The following is a 20,830-nucleotide window of genomic DNA, read 5'->3' on the forward strand; positions in this document are numbered from 1 at the left end:
CCACTGCTTTTGCATCAAATATAAGGACGTATCACCCATGCAACGCATCATGCTCCGCGCCAAGCTCCACCGCGTCACCGTGACGCAGGCGGACCTCAACTACGAGGGTTCGTGCGGCATCGACCAGGACCTGCTGGACGCTGCCGACATGAAGGAGTTCGAGAAGATCGAGCTGTACAACGTGAACAACGGCGAGCGCTTCTCCACCTACATCATCAAGGGCGAGCGCGGCAGCGGCGAGATCTCGCTGAACGGCGCCGCGGCCCGCCGCGCGCACCTGGGCGACCAGCTGATCATCTGTACCTACGCGCCGATGAGCGACGAGGAAATCGCCGCCTACAAGCCCAAGGTCATCCTGGTGAACGAGAAGAACGGCATCAAGGAAATCAAGAAGTTCTGAGGGTTTGCTCCCCACCCCTCTGCCGCAGGCGGGAGAGGGGTCGCGCAGCTGGTCGCCTAGAGCCATGACCCGCACAGAGGTCTGTCGGCCTGCCTGCGCGGCAGCATCCCGGTCGTTCGCAATACAGCAAAAGACAAGCGGCATCCCGGATTCAAAGCAACGGAGGAGAAGTCGATGGAGATGGTGAACCACACGGTGATCAACCTGATCATCTTCGTGCTGGCAATCTACGTGGGTTACCACGTGGTCTGGACGGTAACGCCAGCCCTGCATACGCCCCTGATGGCGGTGACCAATGCGATCTCGGCGATCATCATCGTCGGCGCCATGCTCGCCGCGGGCCTGACCGAAGGCGGGGTCGGGCGCGTGATGGGCACGCTGGCGGTGGCGTTGGCCGCGGTCAATGTGTTCGGCGGCTTCCTGGTCACCCAGCGCATGCTGGAGATGTTCAAGAAGAAGGAACCGAAGGCCAAGGCGTCTGAGGCCAAGCCGGCGCTGGCCAGGGAGGGTGCGTGATGACTGGTCTTGTCAGCATGAACCTCGTCACCCTGCTCTACCTGGTGGCCTCGGTCTGCTTTATCCAGGCGCTCAAGGGCCTGTCGCACCCGGCCTCGGCGCGCAAGGGCAATGCCTTCGGCATGATCGGCATGGCCATTGCCGTGGTGACCACGCTGGTCCTGATCATCAAGCTGAAGAATGAATTCCTCGCGGCGGGCACGGCCCAGTCGTCGGTGGGCACGGGCCTGGCGCTGATCTTCGCCGCGCTCGTGGTCGGCGGCGGCATCGGCGCCTACGTGGCGAAGAAAGTGCAGATGACCAAGATGCCCGAGCTGGTCGCGGCGATGCACTCGCTGATCGGCCTGGCCGCGGTCTTCATTGCGGTGGCGGCGGTGGCCGAGCCGGCGGCATTCGGCATCAGCCCGGCAGGCTCGCACCTGATCCCGCTGGGCAACCGCATCGAGCTCTTCATCGGCTGCTTCGTCGGCGCGATTACGTTCTCGGGCTCGGTGATCGCCTTCGGCAAGCTGGCCGGGCGCTACAAGTTCCGCCTGTTCCAGGGCGCGCCGGTGGTGTTTGCCGGCCAGCACTGGCTGAACCTGCTGCTGGCGGTGGCAATGGTGGGCTTCGGCGTCATCTTCTTCCTGTCGCAGGACTGGCTGCCGTTCCTGATCATGCTGGCGATCGCCTTCGTGCTGGGCGTGCTGATCATCATCCCGATCGGCGGCGCCGACATGCCGGTGGTGGTGTCGATGCTGAACTCGTACTCGGGCTGGGCAGCGGCGGGCATCGGCTTCTCGCTGAACAACCCGATGCTGATCATCGCGGGCTCGCTGGTGGGCTCCTCCGGTGCGATCCTGTCGTACATCATGTGCAAGGCGATGAACCGGTCGTTCTTCAACGTGCTGCTGGGCGGTTTCGGCGGCGCGACCGCGGCGGCGGCAACGGGCGACCAGCAGCAGCGCCCGGTCAAGTCGGGTTCCGCCGACGATGCCGCGTTCCTGATGGGCAACGCCGAGACCGTGATCATCGTGCCGGGCTATGGCCTGGCCGTGGCGCGCGCCCAACACGCGCTCAAGGAACTGACCGAGAAGCTGGCCGAGAAGGGCGTGACCGTGAAGTACGCGATCCACCCGGTGGCGGGCCGCATGCCGGGCCATATGAACGTGCTGCTGGCCGAGGCCGAAGTGCCGTACGACCAGGTCTTCGAGATGGAAGACATCAACAGCGAGTTCGGCCAGGCCGACGTGGTGCTGGTGCTGGGCGCCAACGACGTGGTCAACCCGGCGGCCAAGAACGACCCCCAGTCGCCGATTGCCGGCATGCCGATCCTGGAGGCTTACAAGGCCAAGACCATCATCGTCAACAAGCGCTCCATGGCGGCCGGCTACGCCGGGCTGGACAACGAGCTGTTCTACATGGACAAGACCATGATGGTGTTCGGCGACGCCAAGAAGGTGGTCGAGGACATGTTCAAGGCGGTCGACTAAGGCCGTCAGCGCGCCGCGCGCAGGCCCGGGCCATCCCGGGTCCTGCCGCGGGCGCTTCCCCAGCCCGGCGCCCGCCGGGCGCCTCCCGCCGCCGGCCCTGGCTGCAAGGCGTGCCTTGCAAGGCAGCCGTGGCGCGCTATACTGGCCTGCGAATGCGCACACTGGCTTGCCGCTTGCGCCACGCCCGTGCCGAACCACTGCGCCGAACCCCTGCCCGCCGCTCCATGACCTTCAACCCGCACGACAGGAACCTGTCGGTCTTCCATCACCCGGTCCTGACCGTCCTGGTCGATGACAGCAAGTCGTTCATCGACAGCCTGGCGTTCCAGATGGATGCCTCGCGCGCGGTGATCACCTTCACCGACCCGCGTGAAGCGCTGCAATGGATCCGCGAGGCCTATGCCACCCGCTTCCCGGGCTTCCTGCCGGTGCGCGTGACGCACGACGACCTGACCTTCCTGACCGAGCGGCGCACCGTGCAGCTCGACATCGACCGCATCTACCGCCAGATCCACGACTTCAAGCGCTTCCTGCAGCCGGGCGTGGTGGTGGTCGACTATTCGATGCCGCAGATGGACGGGCTGGAATTCTGCCAGGCGCTGCAGGACCTGCCCTGCAAGACCATCCTGCTGACCGGCACCGCCGACGAGAGCATCGCCGTGCAGGGCTTCAACCACGGGCTGATCGACCGCTACGTGAAGAAGCATGAAAGCAATATGGTCGAGCGGCTGGACCAGGAAATCGAGGCCATGCAGCAGGCGTACTTCGCCACGCTGTCGCGCACGCTGCGCGAGCTGCTGACGCGGCATTCGTTCTCGTTCCTGTCCGATCCGGCCATCACCGAGCGCGTGCGCCAGCTGATCGCGCGCTATGGTTTTGTCGAGTACTACCTGTACCCCAACCCGGCCGGCATCCTGCTGCTGACCGCGCAGGGCCACGCCACGCTGATGGTGATCGAGACCCGCGCCGGGCTGATGAGCCAGGTGGAATCGGCCGAGGCCTACGACGCCCCGGCGGCACTGATCGAAGGCCTGCGCGAAGGCCGGCTGGTGCCGTTCTTCTGGCCCGGCAACGGCATGTACACGCCGGCGTGCGTGGATTGGGAACAATACTGCCTGCCGGCCGAGCGCTGCGAAGGCAATGAAGAATTCATCTACGCGCTGTTCGACCTGCCGCGCCACCTGCTGCAGGAGCCGGTGGTCAGCCTGCAGGGCTTCCTGGCGGACTTCAGCCGCAATCCTGACGCACTGACGGGGCGCAAGCGCCCCTGACCCGGCGGCCCGGCGCCGTCAGTCAGCCTGCGGCGCCCGGTTGGCGCCGCGCACCATGTCGAAGCGGAACAGCCGGCACTCGATATTGCCGTTGTAGAGCGGCGTGCGGCGCGACTCCTTGAGCCGCAGCCGGCGCGGGAAGCCCATGTCGCCGGTAAACACCCACGCCTGCCAGCCCGCGAAATGCTGCTTGAGCGTGGCGGCGAAGGCACTGGCGAACTGGTTGGCGGCGGCCTCCTCCACCTCGTCGCGCGGCATCTCTTCCTCTGGCAGGCGGCGCTGGCCGCGCACCGCGATGCGCTCGCCGTACGGGGGATTCATCAACAGCAAACCCGGCTCATCAAAAGGCGGCTGCACGAAGCGCGCATCCACCTGCTTGGTGCGCGCCTCGCCCGGCAGGCCGGCACGCTCCCAGTTGGCGCGCGTGATGGCCAGCATGTCGGTGGAGATGTCCGAACCCACCACCTGCAGCTCATCGGCCGAGGCCAGCATGCGGGCGCGCTGCGCGTCCGACTTCAGCTTCTGCCAGGCCTTGGTGTCCATGCCCTTGAGCCATTCGAAGGCAAAGCTGCGGCTGCCGCCCGGCGCGATGCCCAGCGCTACCTGCGCGGCCTCGATCAGGAAGGTGCCGCTGCCGCACATCGGGTCGTAGAAGGGCCGGAAGGTCTGGCCCGGCACCCAGCCCGCCAGGCGCAGAATGCCGGCGGCCAGGTTTTCCTTCAGCGGCGCCTCGCCCTTCTCGGTGCGCCAGCCGCGCTTGAACAGGGGCTCGCCGGTGGTGTCGAGGTACAGCGTGCAGTCACGCTCGGTCAGGTGGGCATAGATACGCACATCCGGGCTGGCGGTATCGACGCTCGGGCGCGCACCCACGCGCTCGCGCAGGGCATCGCAGACCCCGTCCTTGACGCGCAGCGCGGTGAAATTCAGGCTGCGCAGCGGCGACTTGTGCGAGGTGATGTCCACGCGCAGCGATTCATCGGGCGAAAACCACTGCTCCCAGCGCACGCCGCGTGCCAGCGTATAGATGTCGTCCTCATGCCGGTAGCCGCGCGCGGCCACGCGCATCAGCACCCGGCTGGCAATGCGCGAATGCAGGTTGACCGCATAGGCGGCGGCCATCTCGCCCGAGAAATTGACGCCGCCCGGCACCTCCTGGTGCACCGTGAACGGCGCCAGCGCGGCCATGCCCGGCATCGCGGCGATCTCGCGCAGTTCTTCGGCGAGCGCGCTCTCCAGGCCGCGCGGGCAAGGGGCAAAGAAGGCTTGGGTCATGTGTTGGGTTTCCTGCAAACAAAAACGTCCGCCGTAGCGGACGGGGATCTATCCGAAGCTTAGCTCAAGCCGCCGCCAGGGCGCGCTCGAGGAAATCCAGCCGGTCCTGGCCCCAGAAGGGCTGGCCGTCATGGACGTACCACGGCGCGCCGAACACGCCGGCCGAAATCGCGTCCTGGGTGTTCTGCGCATAGGCGGCCTGCACCGACTGCGCCTCGCTGGCCTTGAGCAGGCTGGCGCCGTCCAGGCCGGCCTCGTCGGCGATCTGCGCCAGCGTGGCGGCATCGGCGATATTGCGCTGCTGCGCCCACACTGCCGCGCCGATGGCGCCGGTCAGCTGCATCGCGCGGGCGGTGCCGTGCGCCAGCTGCGCCGCGATGATCAGCTTGCTGGCCGCGTCGCCCGATACCGGGAAGAACGTCGGCTGCGGATGCAGCGGCAGGCCCAGGAATTCGCTCCAGCGCGCCAGCTCCACCAGGCGGTAGGCCTGGCGCTGGGGCGGGCGCTGCGACAGCGGCAGCCCGCCGGAGACGGAAAACACCTTGCCCAGGTCGCACGGCTTCAGGTTCACCTGCGCGCCATGGCGCTCGGCGATGGCGGCAAAACGCGCATGGCCCAGGTAGACGTACGGCGACTGCGGCGTCAGATAATAGTCAACCAGCTTGCTCATTTCGGTTCCGCAACAGGATTGGCAACAACAGACCGGGCGCCAGGCTCAGAACGGCTTGACGACCACCAGGATCACCACCGCCAGCAGCACCAGCACCGGCAGCTCATTGAACCAGCGATAAAACTTGTGCGCGCGCGTATTGCGCCCCGCCTCGAACCTGCGCAGCAGCACGCCGCAGCCGTGGTGGTAGCCGATCAGCACCAGCACCAGCGCCAGCTTGGCGTGCATCCAGCCCTGCCCCGCGCCGCGGCCGATGCCGTAGCCCAGGTACAGCCACAGCCCGAACACCACCGCCGGCACCGCCAGCATGGTCATGAAGCGGAACAGCTTGCGCGCCATCAGCAACAGGCGCTGCGTGCTGGCGGCGTCGGTTTCCAGCGCCAGATTGACGAAGATGCGCGGCAGGTAGAACAGGCCGGCGAACCACGAGACCACGAAGACGATATGCAGCGCTTTGACCCAGAGCATCGGCAGAGAGACGTTCGAGAACGATTGTTATTGTTGTTGGCGCGCGAGCGTCAGGTGCGGATCTCGCCGTGCCCGAAGACCACGTACTTCAGCGAGGTCAGCCCTTCCAGCCCGACCGGGCCGCGTGCATGCAGCTTGTCGTTGGAGATGCCGATCTCCGCGCCCAGGCCATACTCGAAGCCATCGGCAAAGCGGGTCGAGGCATTGATCATCACGCTGGCCGAATCGACCTCGCGGATAAAGCGCATGCCCGCCGAGTAGTTCTCGGTGATGATCGAATCGGTATGGTGCGAACCGTATTCGTTGATATGGGCGACGGCCTCGTCGAGTCCGGCCACGGTCTTGATGGCGAGGATCGGCGCCAGGTATTCCAGGCGCCAGTCCTCCTCGGCGGCATCGACCAGGCCGGCGAAGCCGGCGGCTTCCAGCGTGGCGCGGGTGGCCGGGCACACGCGCAGCTCGACGCCCTTCTCCTGGTAGATGCGGCACAGCGGCGGCAGCGCGGCGGCGGCGATGTCCTGCGACACCAGCAGCGTCTCCATGGTGTTGCACGGCGCATAGCGCTGCGTCTTGGCGTTGTCGCAGACGCGCACGGCCTTGTCCAGGTCGGCATCGGCGTCGATATAGACGTGGCAGATGCCGTCCAGGTGCTTGATCATCGGCACGCGCGCTTCTTCCATCAGCCGCGTGATCAGGCTCTTGCCGCCGCGCGGCACGATCACGTCGACGTATTCGGTCATGGTGATGAGACGGCCCACGGCGGCGCGATCGGTAGTCTCGATCACCTGCACGGCCTCGGACGGCAGGCCGGCTTCGGCCAGGCCTTCGGCCACCAGCGCGGCCAGCGCAGTGTTCGATTCGATCGCCTCGGAACCGCCGCGCAGGATGGTGGCGTTGCCCGACTTCAGGCACAGCGCCGCGGCGTCGATGGTCACGTTGGGGCGCGACTCGTAGATGATGCCGATCACGCCCAGCGGCACCCGCATCTGGCCGACCTGGATGCCGGTCGGGCGGAACTTCATGTTCGAGATCTCGCCGATCGGGTCGGCCAGCGCGGCGATCTGCTCCAGGCCCGCGGCCATGGTGGCGATGGCCTTGTCCGACAGCGTCAGGCGGTCGATGAAGGCGGCGTCCTGGCCGTTGGCGCGGGCGCGTTCAAGGTCACGCGCGTTTACCGCCTTGAGCTTGTCCGCATCGCGGCGGATGGCCGCGGCAATGGTCAGCAGCGCACGGTTCTTGTCGGCCGTGGAGGCACGCGCCATGGCGCGCGACGCGGCGCGGGCCTGGCGGCCGACGCGGTCCATGTATTGGTTGAGGTCGAGCTCGTTCATGTCAGTGGCCCTGGGGTGGTGGCCGTCAGTGTGTTTTCCGTCCCCCCGCCGCACGCGGCGGGGGAAGCAAACCTGTAGAGTTGCGCGTTCAGCGCGCGATCATCAGGGCAAGCTGCTGCAGCCCGTCCCATGGTTCCGCCGGCAGCGGGCTGCCGCCCGGTGGCGGCAGGTCCGACAGGCCCTTGACCTGGCGGTCCAGCCGCGCCGCCAGCGCCAGCGCCGCTTCCAGCCTTGGCTGCGCCAGGCGCTGCGCGGCCTGCGGCACCAGCCGCTCGCGCGGGCCCCAGACGCGCAGCTCGCGCATCAGCACACCCGCCGGCTTGCCGGCCGCCAGCCCTTGCCGGACCTTGGATAATACGCGAATTTCCTCGGTCAGCGCCCACAGCACCAGCACCGTGGCCTCGCCCTCGCCGCGCAGCCCTTCGAGCATGCGCACCAGCCGCGGCACGTCGCCAGATAGCATCGATTCAGACAGCTTGAACACGTCATAGCGGGCCACATTCAGCACCGCATCGTGCACCTGGTCGAAGGTGAGTTCGCCGGGCGGGTACAGCAGCCCCAGCTTCTGGATTTCCTGGTGCGCCGCCAGCAGGTTGCCCTCGACCTTGTCGGCGATGAACTGCAGCGCACGCCGGCCCGGCTCGCCGCCTTCGACGCGCTGCTGCTGCAGCGACAGCCGCTCGCCGACCCAGGCCGGCAGCCGGGTGCGGTCCACGGTGTCGACCTTGATCGACACGCCGGCGCCTTCCAGCGCCTGGAACCAGGCCGACTTGGACGCGGCAAAATCCAGCCGCGGCAGCGTCACCAGCAGCACCACGTCGGGCGACGGCTGGGCGGCCACGGCGCGCAGCGCCTCGCCGCCGTCCTTGCCGGGCTTGCCCGACGGGATGCGGAGTTCAACGATCTTGCGGTCGCCAAAGAGCGACATCGACTGCTGCGCCTCGACCAGCTGGCCCCAGTGGAAGCCGCGCTCGGCCACCAGCACGTCGCGCTCGGAGAAGCCGGCTTCGCGCGCCGCGGCGCGCAGGCGGTCGACGGCTTCCAGCACCAGCAGGTGTTCGTCGCCGTGCACCACGTACAGCGGTGCCAGGCCCTTGGCCTTGGCCTGCCTCAGGTGCGCGTCGAGCCCGTCGAGCTTGAGCTGCATGCCGTGATCAGATGGCCTTGACGGCGGCCAGCCGGCGCATCAGCTGCTGCACGATATCGCGCTGCATGTCGCGGTACAGCTGCTGCTCTTCGTAGTCCTTGGCCAGCGTGTTGGCTTCGTTGTAGGTCAGGTCGCGCGTCAGCACCAGCTGCGACGGCGCGATCAGTTCCTTGCCGGCGGGGTCGCGCAGGCGGAAGGTGAAGCGCTGCGTCAGGCGGTATTCACGCACCACGCCCTCGGTCGTGATCGACAGGATCGACTTGGTGCGGGTGTCCTGCAGCACGTCCAGCAGGGCGTCGGCCTCTTTCTGGTCGGCCACGACCTGGGTGTCGGAGCCGCCGCGGATGGCGCGGCGCAGGTCCGCGCCCATCAGCGAATTGGCCGGAATCCCGATATAGAGCCGCTTGAAGGCGAAATCCGCGTTGCCGCGCATGTGGAAGCCGCAACCGGCCAGCAGGCCCGTTGCCGGCACTGCCAGCATTGCCGCGAGCACCTTGCGGCGCCCCATGTTCAGTCGCTTCATTCTTGGCGATTCCTTGTCAGGTTCCGGGGCCAGCTTACAACACCACGTTGACCAGGCGGCCGGGGACCACCACGATCTTCTTCGGCGCCTTGCCCTCGGCAAACTTGGCCACGGTCTCGCTGGCGGCGGCGGTTGCCTCGATCGCGGCGCGGTCGGCTTCGGCGGGCACGGTGATGCTGCCGCGCACCTTGCCGTTGATCTGCAGCACCAGTTCGATCTCGCTGCGCACCAGCGCGGCTTCATCGACCTGCGGCCACGGCGCGTCGAGCAGGTCGCCGGCTTCGGCGGCGTAGCCCAGCTGGTCCCACAGGCCGTGGGTGACGTGCGGCACCACCGGGTACAGCACGCGCAGCAGGATGCCGAAGCACTCGCGGCGCGCGGCCGGCGAAGCGGTCTTGGCGTCGTCCAGCGCGTTCAGCATCTTCATCGTGGCGGACACCACGGTGTTGTACTGAATGCGCTGGTAGTCGTAGTTGGCCTGCTTGAGCACGCCGTGGATCTCGCGGCGCAGGTCGGCGTCATCGGCAGTCGGCTTGCCGCCGGCGCCGTCGCGGATGGCCGCGGCATTGGCATAGCCGTAGTTCCACACGCGGCGCAGGAAGCGCGAGGCGCCCTCGACGCCCGAGCCGCTCCATTCCAGCTGCTGCTCCGGCGGCGCGGCGAACATCACGAACAGGCGCGCGGTGTCGGCGCCGTACTGGTCGATCAGCGCCTGCGGATCGATGCCGTTGTTCTTGGACTTCGACATCTTCTCGACGCCGCCGATCACCACCGGCTGGCCGTCGGCGATCAGCGTGGCGCCCACCGGGCGGCCGCGCTCGTCGGTGCGCAGGTCGACCTCGGCCGGGTTGTACCAGTGCTTCTTGCCCGACGCGTCTTCACGGTAGTAGGTCTCGTTGAGCACCATGCCCTGCGTCAGCAGGTTGGTGAAGGGCTCGTCGAACTTGACCAGGTCCAGGTCGCGCATGACCTTGGTCCAGAAGCGTGCGTACAGCAGGTGCAGGATCGCGTGCTCGATGCCGCCGATGTACTGGTCCATCGGCATCCAGTAATCGTTGCGCGCATCGACCATGGTGGCCGCATCCGGGCAGGTATAGCGCATGTAGTACCAGCACGAGTCGATGAAGGTATCCATCGTGTCGGTCTCGCGGCGCGCCGGCTTGCCGCACGACGGGCAGGTGCACTGCAGGAAGCGCGCATCCTTGGCCAGCGGGTTGCCGGTGCCGTCCGGAACCAGGTCTTCGGGCAGCACCACCGGCAGGTCTTTCTCAGGGACCGGCACCACGCCGCAGCTGTCGCAGTGGATCAGCGGGATCGGCGTACCCCAGTAGCGCTGGCGCGAGATGCCCCAGTCGCGCAGGCGCCAGGTCACCTTCTTCTCACCCAGGCCCTTGGCGCCCAGGTCGGCGGCAATGGCTTCGACCGCGGCCTGGTAGCCGAGGCCGTCGTACTTGCCGCTGTGGATGCAGGTGCCGTTTTCCTTGTCGCCGTACCATTCCTGCCAGGCTTCGGTCGAGTACGGCTGGCCCTTCACGTCGATGACTTGCTTGATCGGCAGCTTGTACTTGAGCGCGAAGGCGAAGTCGCGCTCGTCGTGCGCGGGCACGCCCATCACGGCGCCGTCGCCGTAGCTCATCAGCACGTAGTTGCCGACCCACACGTCGACCTTCTCGCCGGTCAGCGGGTGCACCACTTGCAGGCCGGTCGGCATGCCCTTCTTCTCCATGGTCGCCATGTCGGCTTCCATGACCGAGCCGTGCTTGCATTCGTCGATGAAGGCAGCCAGTTCGGGGTTGTTCAGCGCGGCGTGGGTGGCCAGCGGGTGCTCGGCGGCGACCGCGCAGAAGGTCACGCCCATGATGGTGTCGGCGCGCGTGGTGAACACGTACAGCTTGCCGTCATTGATCGGCTTGCCGTCCTCGCCCGGGATGTCGTGCGGGAACGCAAAGCGCACGCCCACGCTCTTGCCGATCCAGTTCTGCTGCATCACCTTGACGCGCTCGGGCCAGCCCAGCTGGTCCAGGTCGCCCAGCAGTTCCTCCGCATATTCGGTGATGCGCAGGTAGTACATCGGGATCTCGCGCTTTTCCACCACCGCGCCGGAGCGCCAGCCGCGGCCGTCGATGACCTGCTCGTTGGCCAGCACGGTCTGGTCGACCGGGTCCCAGTTGACGGTGCCGGTCTTGCGGTAGGCGATGCCCTTTTCCAGCATCTTCAGGAACAGCCACTGGTTCCAGCGGTAGTAGTCCGGGCTGCAGGTGGCGACTTCGCGCGACCAGTCGATCGCCAGGCCCATCGACTGCATCTGCTTCTTCATGTAAGCGATGTTGTCGTAGGTCCAGGCCGCCGGCGCCACGCCGTTGTTCAGCGCGGCGTTCTCGGCCGGCATGCCGAAGGCGTCCCAGCCCATCGGCATCAGCACGTTGTTGCCGTTCATGCGCAGGTAGCGCGCCATCACGTCGTTGATGGTGTAGTTGCGCACGTGGCCCATGTGCAGCTTGCCCGACGGATACGGCAGCATCGAGCAGGCGTAGAACTTGGGCTTTTCCTTGCCGTCGGCCCCGGCCGCATGCTCCGACACGCGATAGGCGTCGATGGCTTGCCAGTGCTGCTGGGCGGCTTGTTCAACGGCGGAAGGAAGGTATTTGTCTTGCATGGTCGGGACAGCAGTCAGGACAACGTTTGCGCGGCAACTGGCCTGCCGGCATCCGGGGGAATCGTTGGGATGAGAGCAGCGGGCGCGCCGCTTGCGCGGCGCCCGCCGGGCGTGCAATGCGAAAGAAGACGATTATAACCGTGGCGGCAGGCCAGTTTCGGCCCTGCGCGCCCCGCGGCGCCTTACTTCAGGCCCAGCACGTCCTGCATGTCGAACAGGCCGTTGGGCTTGTCGGCGAGGAAACGGGCGGCGCGCACGGCACCGTCGGCATACGACTGGCGGCTGGACGACTTGTGGCTGATCTCGATGCGCTCGCCGATGCCGGCGAACATCACGGTGTGGTCGCCGACGATATCGCCGCCGCGCACGGTGGCAAAACCGATCGAGTTGGGATCGCGCTCGCCGGTGTGGCCTTCGCGGGCATAGACGGCACAGGTCTTGAGGTCGCGGCCAAGCGCATCGGCAATCACTTCACCCATCTTCAGCGCGGTGCCCGACGGGGCGTCGACCTTGAAGCGGTGGTGCGCCTCGATCACTTCGATGTCATAGCCGGTCGACAGCAGCCTGGCGGCCACTTCCAGCAGCTTGAAGGTGGCGTTGACGCCGACGCTGAAGTTGGCGGCGAAGACGATGCCGATCGACCTGGCGGCCTCGGCCAGCGCGGCCTTGCCGGCCTCGTCGAAGCCGGTGGTGCCGATCACCATTTTCACGCCCAGCTTCTTCGCCGCGGCCACGTGGGCCAGCGTGCCTTCGGGGCGGGTGAAGTCGATCAGGCAGTCCGCGCCGGCCAGCACCGCTTCCACATCGGAACTGATCGCCACGCCGGTCTGCCGGCCCAGCAGCAGGCCCGCATCCTGTCCTAGCGCCGGCGAGCCCGGCACGTCGAGCGCGCCCGCCAGGCTCACGCCCTCGGTGTTCAGCACTTGTTCGATCAGCATGCGGCCCATGCGGCCCGATGCGCCTGCAATGGCGATGTTCATGGTGTCTGGCTCAGCGGAATATGCGCAATGCGCGGAAAGTGATCGAGCCGGCCATGCCTGACCGGCCCGGAAAACTGGTGGCGCGCCGCCGCCGGCGCGCCGTGCGGCCGATCAGTTGGCGGCCGGTTTGGGGGCTTCGGCCGGCGCGGGGGCCTGGGCCGGCGCCGCTGCCTCGGCGGGAGCGGCCGGCGATGCCGCAGCGGCGGGTGCCGCTTCCGGCTGCTGCGCCTGCCGCGGCACAAAGTTCTCTACCGTGGTCTGCGCTTCGGCCGGGGCGGCCGCGGCGGCTGCCGCGCCGGTGGAGATCTTGCCCGGCGTCTGGTCCTTCAGCGCCTTTTTCATGCCGTCGATCTCGGCAATCAGCTCATACTCGGACGGCAGTTCATCGCCGCCGAACTTGACCAGCCGGTCGCCTTCGAAAAACACCGTATAGCGGCGCTGCTGCACCACGGGGGTGTTGCCGCGGCGGAACGAGAACACATAGTCCCAGCGGTCGGCGTGGAACACGTCATTCAGCAGCGGCGTGCCGAGCAGGAACTTGACCTGGTCGCGCGTCATGCCTTCGCGCAGTTGCGATACGGCCTCGCGCGAGACGAAATTGCCCTGCACGATGTTGATCCGGTACGGCGTGATGGCGTTGGCTACCTTGCGCGAGGTGGAATCGTAGGCTGAGCAGGCGCCGGCCAGCAGGGCCGCGGCCAGCAGGGAGACAACCAGCGTCGGGCGCATGGCGGACGAACGGATAGAACGCATGTATCTCGCTTCCGGGAGGGAAAGAAAAGTACCGCGGCAAGGTACTGCAAAGCGGGCACAAAAACGGCGCAATATGCGCCGATTGCACCACACACGCCTGTTGCGCCTGCCGCGACAACCACATGGGACGGCAACCGTGCCGGGCGCGTGACGTCGACCTGGGACATCACTACCGCGAGCGACTTTTGCTGCCAAAACCCTTATGATTCAACTATCCAGTCATTGTACTCTAGGGAGTCACCCACATGCCGAGTCCGGCGGACCTCAAGAACATCGGCCTGAAGGCGACCGTGCCCAGGCTGAAGATTCTTGAAATTTTTCAGACCAGTGAACAGCGGCACCTGAGCGCGGAAGACGTCTACCGTATCCTGCTGAACGAGCATATGGATATCGGCCTGGCCACCGTCTACCGCGTGCTGACCCAGTTCGAGCAGGCAGGCCTGCTCTCGCGCAACAACTTTGAATCCGGCAAGGCGATTTTCGAACTCAACGAAGGCAAGCACCATGACCACCTGGTGTGCCTCGACTGCGGCCGCGTCGAGGAGTTCTTCGACTCTGAAATCGAGCACCGCCAGCAAAGCATTGCGCGCGAGCGCGGCTTTACGCTGCAGGAACATGCACTGTCGCTGTACGGCAACTGCACCAAAACAGACTGTCCCCACAGACCCAAACGATAAGCCTGCACGCTCCAGCGCGGAGCGCAGACGGGCAACAAAAAACCGGCGCCAGGCGCCGGTTTTTTGTTTGGACTGCTCGCCGCAGGATGCTGCTCAGGGCGCCTGCAGGTCCTGCAGGTTCTGTTCGGTGACCACCCGTGCCGGGCGTGCCGGCGGCAGTCCGACAAACTCGCCCACTACCTGGCGGAACAGGTTGCGCGCCCACACCAGCATCGGATGGGTGTTGCGGCTGCGGTGCCAGAACATGTTCAGGCCGAGCGTGGTGTTCAGTTCCGACGGCAGCGGGAAGGCCTTCAGGCCATAGGTCTCGCAGGCCATGTCCTTGGTCAGCGCATTGACGGTGAAGATCATGTCGGTCTGCGAGGCCAGTTCGGCCTGGGCACGCCATGAATGTACCGTCAGCGTCGCATTGCGCTTGAGCCCGCGCTGCTGCAGCGCGTAGTCGAGCGGAATCAGCGACGGCGCCGGGCGGCCGGAGCCGCCGGAATGCGCCATGAAAATATGGCCGCAATCCAGGTATTGCTCCAGCGAGCAGTGGTTCTTGAGCACCGGATGGCTCTTGCGCGCGCAAACCCACAGGTTCAGAGACGTCACCATTTCCTCGACGATTTCCGGGTGGCGGGTCGGGAACGGCGAAAAGGCCAGGTCAAGTTCGTTGGCGCGCATCGAGGCGACGTCCGTTTCCCATGAATGGGATTCGACCAGCTTGATATGCAGGTCCGGCGCCAGCTGCTTGATACGCAGCACAAAACGGTTGAATACCGTGTCGCCCAGCTCGGCGGCAAAGCCGATGCTCAGCGTGCCGGTGGCAGTGGCCGGATCAAAATTGTCGGCATCGCCCTCGTTGATCGACGACCACAAGTCCAGCATGTCGCGGATCTTCGGCCCCAGTTCCAGCGCACGCGGCGTTGGCGTCAGGCCATGCGGGACGCGAATGAAGAGCGGATCGTCAAAGATTTCACGCAGCCTGCCCAGCGAGTGCGATACGGCCGGTGCGGTCATATGCATCTTTTCCGCTACATAAGTGGCGTTTCGCTTGCTCAGTAGTTCGGTGAAGATCACTAAAAGCTTCGTGTCTACGTTCACCATGATCAGGCCTCGGTCGGATTATTCTTAGCTAGATGGCCCCACCACTTGCACTGGCTGCACATCAGATTTCAACGGCGTCTTAATAGTGTAAGAGGAAAAAACAAGCTCGGAAAGCAAATTCGGCATTTCTGAAATGGCCGTCTACGCCATATTTCTGAAAAATTGCGCTCTTTTTCCACTATTGACCGCATATGTGAACATTTCCCGCGCCGCAACATGCACTCGTGCATCGGGGTATAGTGGATCCGCCGTTCCCATTTTTATCATTCTTTTCTGACGGCTCGATCCCGGCCATCATGCCTGAACATTTCCGCCTGCCCGTACCACTCCCGAAAGCCTACCGCTTGCTGAACCACGGCCCCACCGTGCTGGTCAGCGCCGCCGCCGGCGGCAAGCGCAATATCATGGCCGCCGCCTGGGCCATGCCGCTCGACTTCGCTCCGCCCAAGGTGGCAGTGGTGCTGGACAAGAGCACCTGGACCCGGCGCCTGCTGGAAGACAGCGGCGAGTTCGTACTGCAGGTCCCTACCGTCAGCCAGGTCGACCTGACCGCGGCGCTGGGCTCGAGCTCGGGCCTGGCACTGATGGAGCAGGAAGGCACCGACAAGTTCGACGCCTACGGCCTCGACACCTTTGCCGGCACGGCAGTGGGCGCGCCGCTGCTGGAGGGCTGCGCGGCCTGGCTGGAATGCCGGCTGCTGCCGGAGCCGGCCACGCAGCAGACCTACGACCTGTTCCTTGGCGAAGTCGTGGCCGCGCAGGCGGACTCGCGCGTGTTCAGCAACGGGCGCTGGCATTTCAACGGCCATGATGCGCTGCGCACCATCCACCACGTGGCTGGCGGCCATTTCCTGGTGGACGGCGACGCAATCGACGCGCGCCCGCTGGCGCCCCGCCCGGCTGGCTGAATATCACAGCGCCGGAAAATGAAAAACGCGCCCGAAGGCGCGTTTTTCATTACCGCGGAAGCTGCCGGATTACTTGGCCGCGACGCGGACCATTTCCAGCACCTTGTTCGAGTAGCCCCACTCGTTGTCGTACCAGCTCACGACCTTGATGAAGGTGCCGTCCAGCGCGATGCCGGCTTCGGCGTCGAAGATCGAGGTGCGGGCGTCGCCGCGGAAGTCGGTGGCGACGACCTTGTCTTCGGTGTAGCCCAGCACGCCCTTGAGCGCACCCTGGCTCTGGGCCTTCATCTCGGCGCAGATTTCTTCGTACGTCGCCGGCTTTTCCAGTTCGACGGTCAGGTCGACCACGGACACGTCCGAGGTCGGCACGCGGAACGACATGCCGGTCAGCTTCTTGTTCAGCTGCGGAATCACCACGCCCACGGCCTTGGCGGCGCCGGTCGACGACGGGATGATGTTTTCCAGGATGCCGCGGCCGCCGCGCCAGTCCTTGTTGGACGGCCCGTCAACGGTCTTCTGGGTGGCGGTGGCAGCGTGCACGGTGGTCATCAGGCCGCGCTTGATGCCCCACTTGTCGTTCAGCACCTTGGCCACCGGTGCCAGGCAGTTGGTGGTGCAACTGGCGTTGGAGATGATCGCCTCGCCCTTGTACGATTCGTGGTTCACGCCGTACACGAACATCGGGGTGTCGTCCTTGGACGGAGCCGACATGATCACCTTCTTCGCGCCCGCGTCGAGGTGCTTCTGCGCGCCTTCCTTGGTCAGGAAGATGCCGGTCGACTCGACCACCACGTCGGCGCCGATCTCGCCCCACTTCAGCTCGGCCGGATCCTTGACCGCGGTCAGGCGGATCTTCTTGCCGTTGACGACCAGGGTGTTGCCGTCGACCGACACTTCGCCGTCGAAGCGGCCATGCACCGAGTCGTACTTCAGCATGTACGCCAGGTAGTCGGGCTCCAGCAGGTCGTTGATGCCAACGACTTCGATGTCCTTGAAGTTGGCGACTGCGGCGCGGAACACCATGCGTCCGATGCGGCCGAAGCCGTTGATGCCGATCTTGATGGTCATGACTGTCTCTCCTGAGGATCGATTGAAACCGGTGGGCGCCGCACCGGCCGCGCGGCGCACCACGCGGCTCCAGCGCCCGGATGCTTAGATAAGGGTGTCCTTTACCGTTCGGACAACGTTGTCGACGGTAAAGCCGAAGTGCTTGAACAGCACGCCGGCCGGGGCCGATTCACCGAAGGTGTCGATGCCCACCACCGCCTGGACCTGGTACTTCCACCAGAAGTCCGTCACACCCGCCTCGACCGCCACGCGCGGCACGCCGGCCGGCAGCACGCTGGCCTTGTAGGCGGTGTCCTGCTTGTCGAACACGGTGGTCGCAGGGATCGAGACCACGCGCACGTGCACGCCTTCGGCGGCCAGTGCATCGGCGGCGCCGACGGCCAGGCCGACTTCCGAGCCGGTAGCCAGGATCACGGCGTCCGGACGGTTGGTCTTCGGGTTGACGCTGTCGCGCAGCACGTAGCCGCCGCGCGCGATATTGGCACGGGTGACGTCGTCGCGGCGCTGGAACGGCAGGTTCTGGCGGCTGAAGATCAGGCAGCTCGGGCCGTTCTCGCGGCGGATCGACTCGGCCCAGGCCACGGCGGTCTCGGTGGTGTCGGCGGTGCGCCAGACATCCATGTTCGGGATCAGGCGCAGGCTGGCGACGTGCTCGATCGACTGGTGGGTCGGGCCGTCTTCGCCCAGGCCGATCGAGTCATGGGTGAACACGAACAGCGAGCGGATCTTCATCAGCGCCGCCATGCGCAGCGCATTGCGGCTGTAGTCCGAGAAGGTCAGGAAGGTGGCGCCGTAGGGGATGTAGCCGCCATGCAGCGTGATGCCGTTCATGACGGCGCTCATGCCGAACTCGCGCACGCCGTAGTTGATATGGTTGCCCCAGGCATCCACGCGCACGGCCTGGCTGCCCGACCAGTTGGTCAGGTTCGAGCCGGTCAGGTCGGCCGAGCCGCCGAGGAACTCGGGCAGCACCGGGCCGAAGGCCTCGATGGTGTTCTGGCTGGCCTTGCGGGTGGCGATGGTCTCTGCCTTTTCCTCGCACTTGGCGATAAAGGCTTCAACGGCGGCGTCGAAGGAACCCGGCAGCTCGCCCTTCATGCGGCGGCGGAACTCGCCGGCCTCATACGGGTGGCGCTCGGCGTACGAATCGAATAGCGCGTTCCAGGCACGCTCCAGCGCCTGGCCGTTGGCCTTGGCGTCCCAGGCGTCGTAGACCTCGGCCGGCACTTCGAACGGGGCGTGGGCCCAGCCCAGCGCCTCGCGCGTGGCCAGCACTTCGGCGCCGCCCAGCGGGGCGCCGTGCACGTCGTGGCCGCCTTCCTTGTTCGGGGCGCCCTTGCCGATCTTGGTGCGGCAGCAGATCAGGGTCGGCTTGTCGCTGGCCTTGGCCTGCGAGATCGCCATGTCGACGGCGGTCACGTCATGGCCGTCGATGCCGCGGATCACGTTCCAGCCGTAGGCTTCGAAACGCTTCGGGGTATCGTCGTTGAACCAGTGCACCACGTCGCCGTCAATCGAGATGCCGTTGTCGTCCCACAGTGCGATCAGCTTGTTCAGCTTCAGCGTGCCGGCCAGCGAGCAGGCCTCGTGGCTGATGCCTTCCATCAGGCAGCCATCGCCCAGGAACACATAGGTGTGGTGATTGACGATGTCGTAGCCGGGGCGGTTGAATTCTTCACCCAGCAGGCGTTCGGCCAGCGCCATGCCGACTGCATTGGTGATGCCCTGGCCGAGCGGGCCGGTGGTGGTTTCCACGCCCGGGGTGATGCCGTATTCCGGGTGGCCGGCGGTCTTGCTGTGCAGCTGGCGGAAATTCTTCAGTTCTTCCACCGGCAGCTCATAGCCGGTCAGGTGCAAGAGCGAATAGATCAGCATCGAGCCGTGGCCGTTGGACAGCACAAAGCGATCGCGGTCGGCCCACTGGGGGTTGCTCGGGTTGTGCTTCAGGTGCCGGCCCCACAGCGCCACGGCGATGTCTGCCATGCCCATCGGTGCACCGGGGTGGCCGGAATTGGCCTGCTGGACGGCGTCCATGGCAAGCACGCGGATGGCGTCGGCCATCAGCTTGGCGGGCTGGGAAGCAAAAGGGCTTGTGGCGGGATGGGCAAGGGCGGACATGCGGGCGGTCTTGGACGTGAGCGGGCGTGAGCCTGACGGTGACGGCAGGAAAACCGCAATTTTAGCAGAAGCTAGGGGGTTTTCCGGACTCCCGGACAGCCCCCGCGGCGCAGTCCGCGCGATCACCGCAGGCCGCCTGGCACGGCCCCGCCCCCGGCACCGGAACTATCCAGGCCCTGACATGCCTGATACCTCACCCCGACAGCGCCAGCTTCGCCGCTGCGCCGCACTTCGACAGCGTAGCGCGGCACGCGTAAGATGCACTCTCGCACCGCGCGGCACGCCAGCCGCGCCGGGTTTCCCGCACTCAGGAGACGATCATGACCAGACCGGCCAACACCCCCTGGCTCACCCCCTACCTGACCGTCGCCAACGGGCGCGCCGCACTGGACTTCTACAGCCGCGCCTTCGGCTTCACCGCCGGCAACGTGGTCGACGAAAACGGCGTGCCGACCCATGCCGAGATGCATTACCAGGGCCAACTGGTGGTGATGTTCGCGCCCGAGGGCGCCTGGGGCAGCACCGCGCGCACGCCGCGCTCGCTGGGCGTCGAGTGCCCGCAGACCTTCTATGTCTATTGCGACGATGTCGACGCCATGCACCAGCGCGCGGTCGACGCCGGCGCGGTCAGCCTGATGGCGCCGGCCGACCAGTTCTGGGGCGACCGCTACTGCATGGTCGAAGATCCCGACGGCTACCGCTGGGGCTTCGGCAAGCCGCTGGAACAGGCAGCAGGCCAGGCAAGCTGATGGCACCACGCTTCTTCGTCGGCGGCACCGATACCGTCCTGGCCGCCGAATCCGATTTCCCGCTGCCCGAGCCGGTGGTACGCCACGCGCAGGTGCTGCGCCTGGCGCCGGGCGACGCCATGACGCTGTTCGACGGCCGCGGCGGCAGCCACGCGGCCACGCTGGTCGAGCTGGGCAAGCGCCACGCGCTGGCGCGCATCGGCGCGCATGACGCGGCCGAAGCCGAGCCGCCCTTCCGTGTCACGCTGGCCCAGGGCCTGGCCGGCGGCGACAAGATGGACTGGCTGATCGAAAAGGCAGTCGAACTGGGCGTCACGGCAATCCAGCCGCTGCAGGCCAGCCGCTCGGTGGTGCGCCTGTCGGGCGAGCGCGCGCACAAGCGCCACGCGCACTGGCAGGCGCTGGTGCAGGCCGCCTGCGAGCAATGCGGCCGCAATCGCTTGCCGGAGGTTGCGCCGGTCGCTAACTTTGAGACATGGCTGGCGCAGTCCGCGGCTGGCGGTGCCAGGCTGCTGGTATCGCCGCGCGCCACGCACTCGCTGCCAGCGTTCATCGCCGAACAGCGCGAAACCTTGCTGGCCGGCGGCGTCACGCTGCTGATCGGCCCCGAAGGCGGCCTGGCGCCCGAGGAAGAGCAGGCGGCAAGACATGCGGGTTTCACCGGCGTGTCGCTCGGCCCCCGCATCCTGCGCACTGAAACCGCCGGGCTGGCATGCCTGGCAACCCTTAACGCCTTGCTTGGCGGATTCTGACGACGGCGGC

General features: G+C 66.4%; 20 protein-coding genes. 8 read left to right on the top strand and 12 right to left on the bottom strand.

What is annotated here, in order from left to right; genetic code table 11:
• The first annotated feature begins 37 nt into the window (after window positions 1-37).
• From panD to AC3WLF_RS09780, 4 genes are all read left to right on the top strand, one after another.
• On the top strand, window positions 38-400 hold the full coding sequence (gene panD, locus AC3WLF_RS09765) for an aspartate 1-decarboxylase (protein ID WP_010815077.1): 363 nt from the start codon (window positions 38-40) through the stop codon (window positions 398-400).
• Window positions 401-574: 174 nt separating this feature from the next.
• On the top strand, window positions 575-916 hold the full coding sequence (locus AC3WLF_RS09770) for an NAD(P) transhydrogenase subunit alpha part 2 (protein ID WP_492320274.1): 342 nt from the start codon (window positions 575-577) through the stop codon (window positions 914-916).
• On the top strand, window positions 916-2,388 hold the full coding sequence (locus AC3WLF_RS09775; protein WP_010813223.1) for an NAD(P)(+) transhydrogenase (Re/Si-specific) subunit beta: 1,473 nt from the start codon (window positions 916-918) through the stop codon (window positions 2,386-2,388). Before AC3WLF_RS09770 ends, AC3WLF_RS09775 begins: the two co-directional genes overlap by 1 nt.
• Before the next feature lie 224 nt (window positions 2,389-2,612).
• Window positions 2,613-3,659: a response regulator gene (locus AC3WLF_RS09780; RefSeq protein WP_010813222.1), complete on the top strand. Its 1,047-nt coding sequence runs from the start codon at window positions 2,613-2,615 to the stop codon at window positions 3,657-3,659.
• A gap of 18 nt (window positions 3,660-3,677) precedes the next feature.
• Here the strand turns inward: AC3WLF_RS09780 and AC3WLF_RS09785 are convergent, their stop codons facing one another.
• The 9 genes from AC3WLF_RS09785 to AC3WLF_RS09825 form a co-directional block, all read right to left on the bottom strand.
• A complete protein-coding gene (locus AC3WLF_RS09785) occupies window positions 3,678-4,931 on the bottom strand; it encodes a THUMP domain-containing class I SAM-dependent RNA methyltransferase (protein WP_492320275.1) in 1,254 nt (417 codons plus the stop codon).
• Window positions 4,932-4,995: 64 nt separating this feature from the next.
• Window positions 4,996-5,601: a 2-hydroxychromene-2-carboxylate isomerase gene (locus tag AC3WLF_RS09790; protein ID WP_492320276.1), complete on the bottom strand. Its 606-nt coding sequence runs from the start codon at window positions 5,599-5,601 to the stop codon at window positions 4,996-4,998.
• 45 nt (window positions 5,602-5,646) lie between these two features.
• Window positions 5,647-6,069 (bottom strand): CopD family protein, encoded by a 423-nt coding sequence (locus AC3WLF_RS09795; RefSeq protein WP_492351206.1) that lies wholly within the window; start codon window positions 6,067-6,069, stop codon window positions 5,647-5,649.
• Window positions 6,070-6,119: 50 nt separating this feature from the next.
• A complete protein-coding gene (locus AC3WLF_RS09800; RefSeq protein ID WP_492320278.1) occupies window positions 6,120-7,400 on the bottom strand; it encodes a glutamate-5-semialdehyde dehydrogenase in 1,281 nt (426 codons plus the stop codon).
• Between the two features lie 88 nt (window positions 7,401-7,488).
• On the bottom strand, window positions 7,489-8,547 hold the full coding sequence (gene holA / locus AC3WLF_RS09805; protein WP_010813217.1) for a DNA polymerase III subunit delta: 1,059 nt from the start codon (window positions 8,545-8,547) through the stop codon (window positions 7,489-7,491).
• A gap of 7 nt (window positions 8,548-8,554) precedes the next feature.
• Window positions 8,555-9,070, bottom strand: coding sequence for an LPS-assembly lipoprotein LptE (locus AC3WLF_RS09810; protein ID WP_340522111.1), 516 nt, complete (start codon window positions 9,068-9,070; stop codon window positions 8,555-8,557).
• A 34-nt stretch (window positions 9,071-9,104) separates the two neighbouring features.
• Window positions 9,105-11,726 (bottom strand): leucine--tRNA ligase, encoded by a 2,622-nt coding sequence (gene leuS, locus AC3WLF_RS09815; protein WP_492320279.1) that lies wholly within the window; start codon window positions 11,724-11,726, stop codon window positions 9,105-9,107.
• A 182-nt stretch (window positions 11,727-11,908) separates the two neighbouring features.
• A complete protein-coding gene (gene dapB, locus AC3WLF_RS09820) occupies window positions 11,909-12,706 on the bottom strand; it encodes a 4-hydroxy-tetrahydrodipicolinate reductase (protein WP_010813214.1) in 798 nt (265 codons plus the stop codon).
• A 111-nt stretch (window positions 12,707-12,817) separates the two neighbouring features.
• Entirely contained in the window at window positions 12,818-13,459 is a 642-nt protein-coding gene (locus AC3WLF_RS09825) for an outer membrane protein assembly factor BamE (RefSeq protein WP_492320280.1), read from the bottom strand.
• Between the two features lie 245 nt (window positions 13,460-13,704).
• On the opposite strand from AC3WLF_RS09825, the gene fur reads away from it, so the two are divergent.
• Entirely contained in the window at window positions 13,705-14,136 is a 432-nt protein-coding gene (gene fur, locus AC3WLF_RS09830) for a ferric iron uptake transcriptional regulator (protein WP_010813212.1), read from the top strand.
• A gap of 93 nt (window positions 14,137-14,229) precedes the next feature.
• Here fur and AC3WLF_RS09835 read toward each other — a convergent pair whose 3' ends face one another.
• Window positions 14,230-15,225, bottom strand: coding sequence for a LysR family transcriptional regulator (locus AC3WLF_RS09835; protein WP_492358126.1), 996 nt, complete (start codon window positions 15,223-15,225; stop codon window positions 14,230-14,232).
• A gap of 296 nt (window positions 15,226-15,521) precedes the next feature.
• Here AC3WLF_RS09835 and AC3WLF_RS09840 point away from each other — a divergent pair, with 296 nt between their 5' ends.
• Window positions 15,522-16,133, top strand: coding sequence for a flavin reductase family protein (locus AC3WLF_RS09840; RefSeq protein ID WP_492358127.1), 612 nt, complete (start codon window positions 15,522-15,524; stop codon window positions 16,131-16,133).
• A 69-nt stretch (window positions 16,134-16,202) separates the two neighbouring features.
• On the opposite strand, the gene gap is transcribed toward AC3WLF_RS09840, so the two are convergent.
• Together gap and tkt are read right to left on the bottom strand one after the other, a co-directional pair.
• Window positions 16,203-17,201, bottom strand: a complete 999-nt coding sequence (gene gap, locus AC3WLF_RS09845) for a type I glyceraldehyde-3-phosphate dehydrogenase (RefSeq protein WP_492320283.1) — start codon at window positions 17,199-17,201, stop codon at window positions 16,203-16,205.
• Window positions 17,202-17,285: 84 nt separating this feature from the next.
• A complete protein-coding gene (gene tkt, locus AC3WLF_RS09850; protein ID WP_492320284.1) occupies window positions 17,286-19,319 on the bottom strand; it encodes a transketolase in 2,034 nt (677 codons plus the stop codon).
• Window positions 19,320-19,639: 320 nt separating this feature from the next.
• On the opposite strand from tkt, the gene AC3WLF_RS09855 reads away from it, so the two are divergent.
• On the top strand, window positions 19,640-20,068 hold the full coding sequence (locus tag AC3WLF_RS09855; protein WP_010813207.1) for a VOC family protein: 429 nt from the start codon (window positions 19,640-19,642) through the stop codon (window positions 20,066-20,068).
• Complete coding sequence (locus AC3WLF_RS09860; RefSeq protein WP_492358128.1) at window positions 20,068-20,820, top strand: 16S rRNA (uracil(1498)-N(3))-methyltransferase; 753 nt, start codon at window positions 20,068-20,070, stop codon at window positions 20,818-20,820. Before AC3WLF_RS09855 ends, AC3WLF_RS09860 begins: the two co-directional genes overlap by 1 nt.
• The last annotated feature ends 10 nt before the right edge of the window (window positions 20,821-20,830 follow it).

This window comes from Cupriavidus sp. FW306-01-F10A (assembly GCF_058782785.1).

Bases quoted from the DNA above. Each gene is read 5' to 3' on its own strand.
- panD (WP_010815077.1), top strand. From the start codon at position 38: ATGCAACGCATCATGCTCCGCGCCAAGCTCCACCGCGTCACCGTGACG.
- AC3WLF_RS09770 (WP_492320274.1), top strand. From the start codon at position 575: ATGGAGATGGTGAACCACACGGTGATCAACCTGATCATCTTCGTGCTG.
- AC3WLF_RS09775 (WP_010813223.1), top strand. From the start codon at position 916: ATGACTGGTCTTGTCAGCATGAACCTCGTCACCCTGCTCTACCTGGTG.
- AC3WLF_RS09780 (WP_010813222.1), top strand. From the start codon at position 2,613: ATGACCTTCAACCCGCACGACAGGAACCTGTCGGTCTTCCATCACCCG.
- AC3WLF_RS09785 (WP_492320275.1), bottom strand. From the start codon at position 4,931: ATGACCCAAGCCTTCTTTGCCCCTTGCCCGCGCGGCCTGGAGAGCGCG.
- AC3WLF_RS09790 (WP_492320276.1), bottom strand. From the start codon at position 5,601: ATGAGCAAGCTGGTTGACTATTATCTGACGCCGCAGTCGCCGTACGTC.
- AC3WLF_RS09795 (WP_492351206.1), bottom strand. From the start codon at position 6,069: ATGCTCTGGGTCAAAGCGCTGCATATCGTCTTCGTGGTCTCGTGGTTC.
- AC3WLF_RS09800 (WP_492320278.1), bottom strand. From the start codon at position 7,400: ATGAACGAGCTCGACCTCAACCAATACATGGACCGCGTCGGCCGCCAG.
- holA (WP_010813217.1), bottom strand. From the start codon at position 8,547: ATGCAGCTCAAGCTCGACGGGCTCGACGCGCACCTGAGGCAGGCCAAG.
- AC3WLF_RS09810 (WP_340522111.1), bottom strand. From the start codon at position 9,070: ATGAAGCGACTGAACATGGGGCGCCGCAAGGTGCTCGCGGCAATGCTG.
- leuS (WP_492320279.1), bottom strand. From the start codon at position 11,726: ATGCAAGACAAATACCTTCCTTCCGCCGTTGAACAAGCCGCCCAGCAG.
- dapB (WP_010813214.1), bottom strand. From the start codon at position 12,706: ATGAACATCGCCATTGCAGGCGCATCGGGCCGCATGGGCCGCATGCTG.
- AC3WLF_RS09825 (WP_492320280.1), bottom strand. From the start codon at position 13,459: ATGCGTTCTATCCGTTCGTCCGCCATGCGCCCGACGCTGGTTGTCTCC.
- fur (WP_010813212.1), top strand. From the start codon at position 13,705: ATGCCGAGTCCGGCGGACCTCAAGAACATCGGCCTGAAGGCGACCGTG.
- AC3WLF_RS09835 (WP_492358126.1), bottom strand. From the start codon at position 15,225: ATGGTGAACGTAGACACGAAGCTTTTAGTGATCTTCACCGAACTACTG.
- AC3WLF_RS09840 (WP_492358127.1), top strand. From the start codon at position 15,522: ATGCCTGAACATTTCCGCCTGCCCGTACCACTCCCGAAAGCCTACCGC.
- gap (WP_492320283.1), bottom strand. From the start codon at position 17,201: ATGACCATCAAGATCGGCATCAACGGCTTCGGCCGCATCGGACGCATG.
- tkt (WP_492320284.1), bottom strand. From the start codon at position 19,319: ATGTCCGCCCTTGCCCATCCCGCCACAAGCCCTTTTGCTTCCCAGCCC.
- AC3WLF_RS09855 (WP_010813207.1), top strand. From the start codon at position 19,640: ATGACCAGACCGGCCAACACCCCCTGGCTCACCCCCTACCTGACCGTC.
- AC3WLF_RS09860 (WP_492358128.1), top strand. From the start codon at position 20,068: ATGGCACCACGCTTCTTCGTCGGCGGCACCGATACCGTCCTGGCCGCC.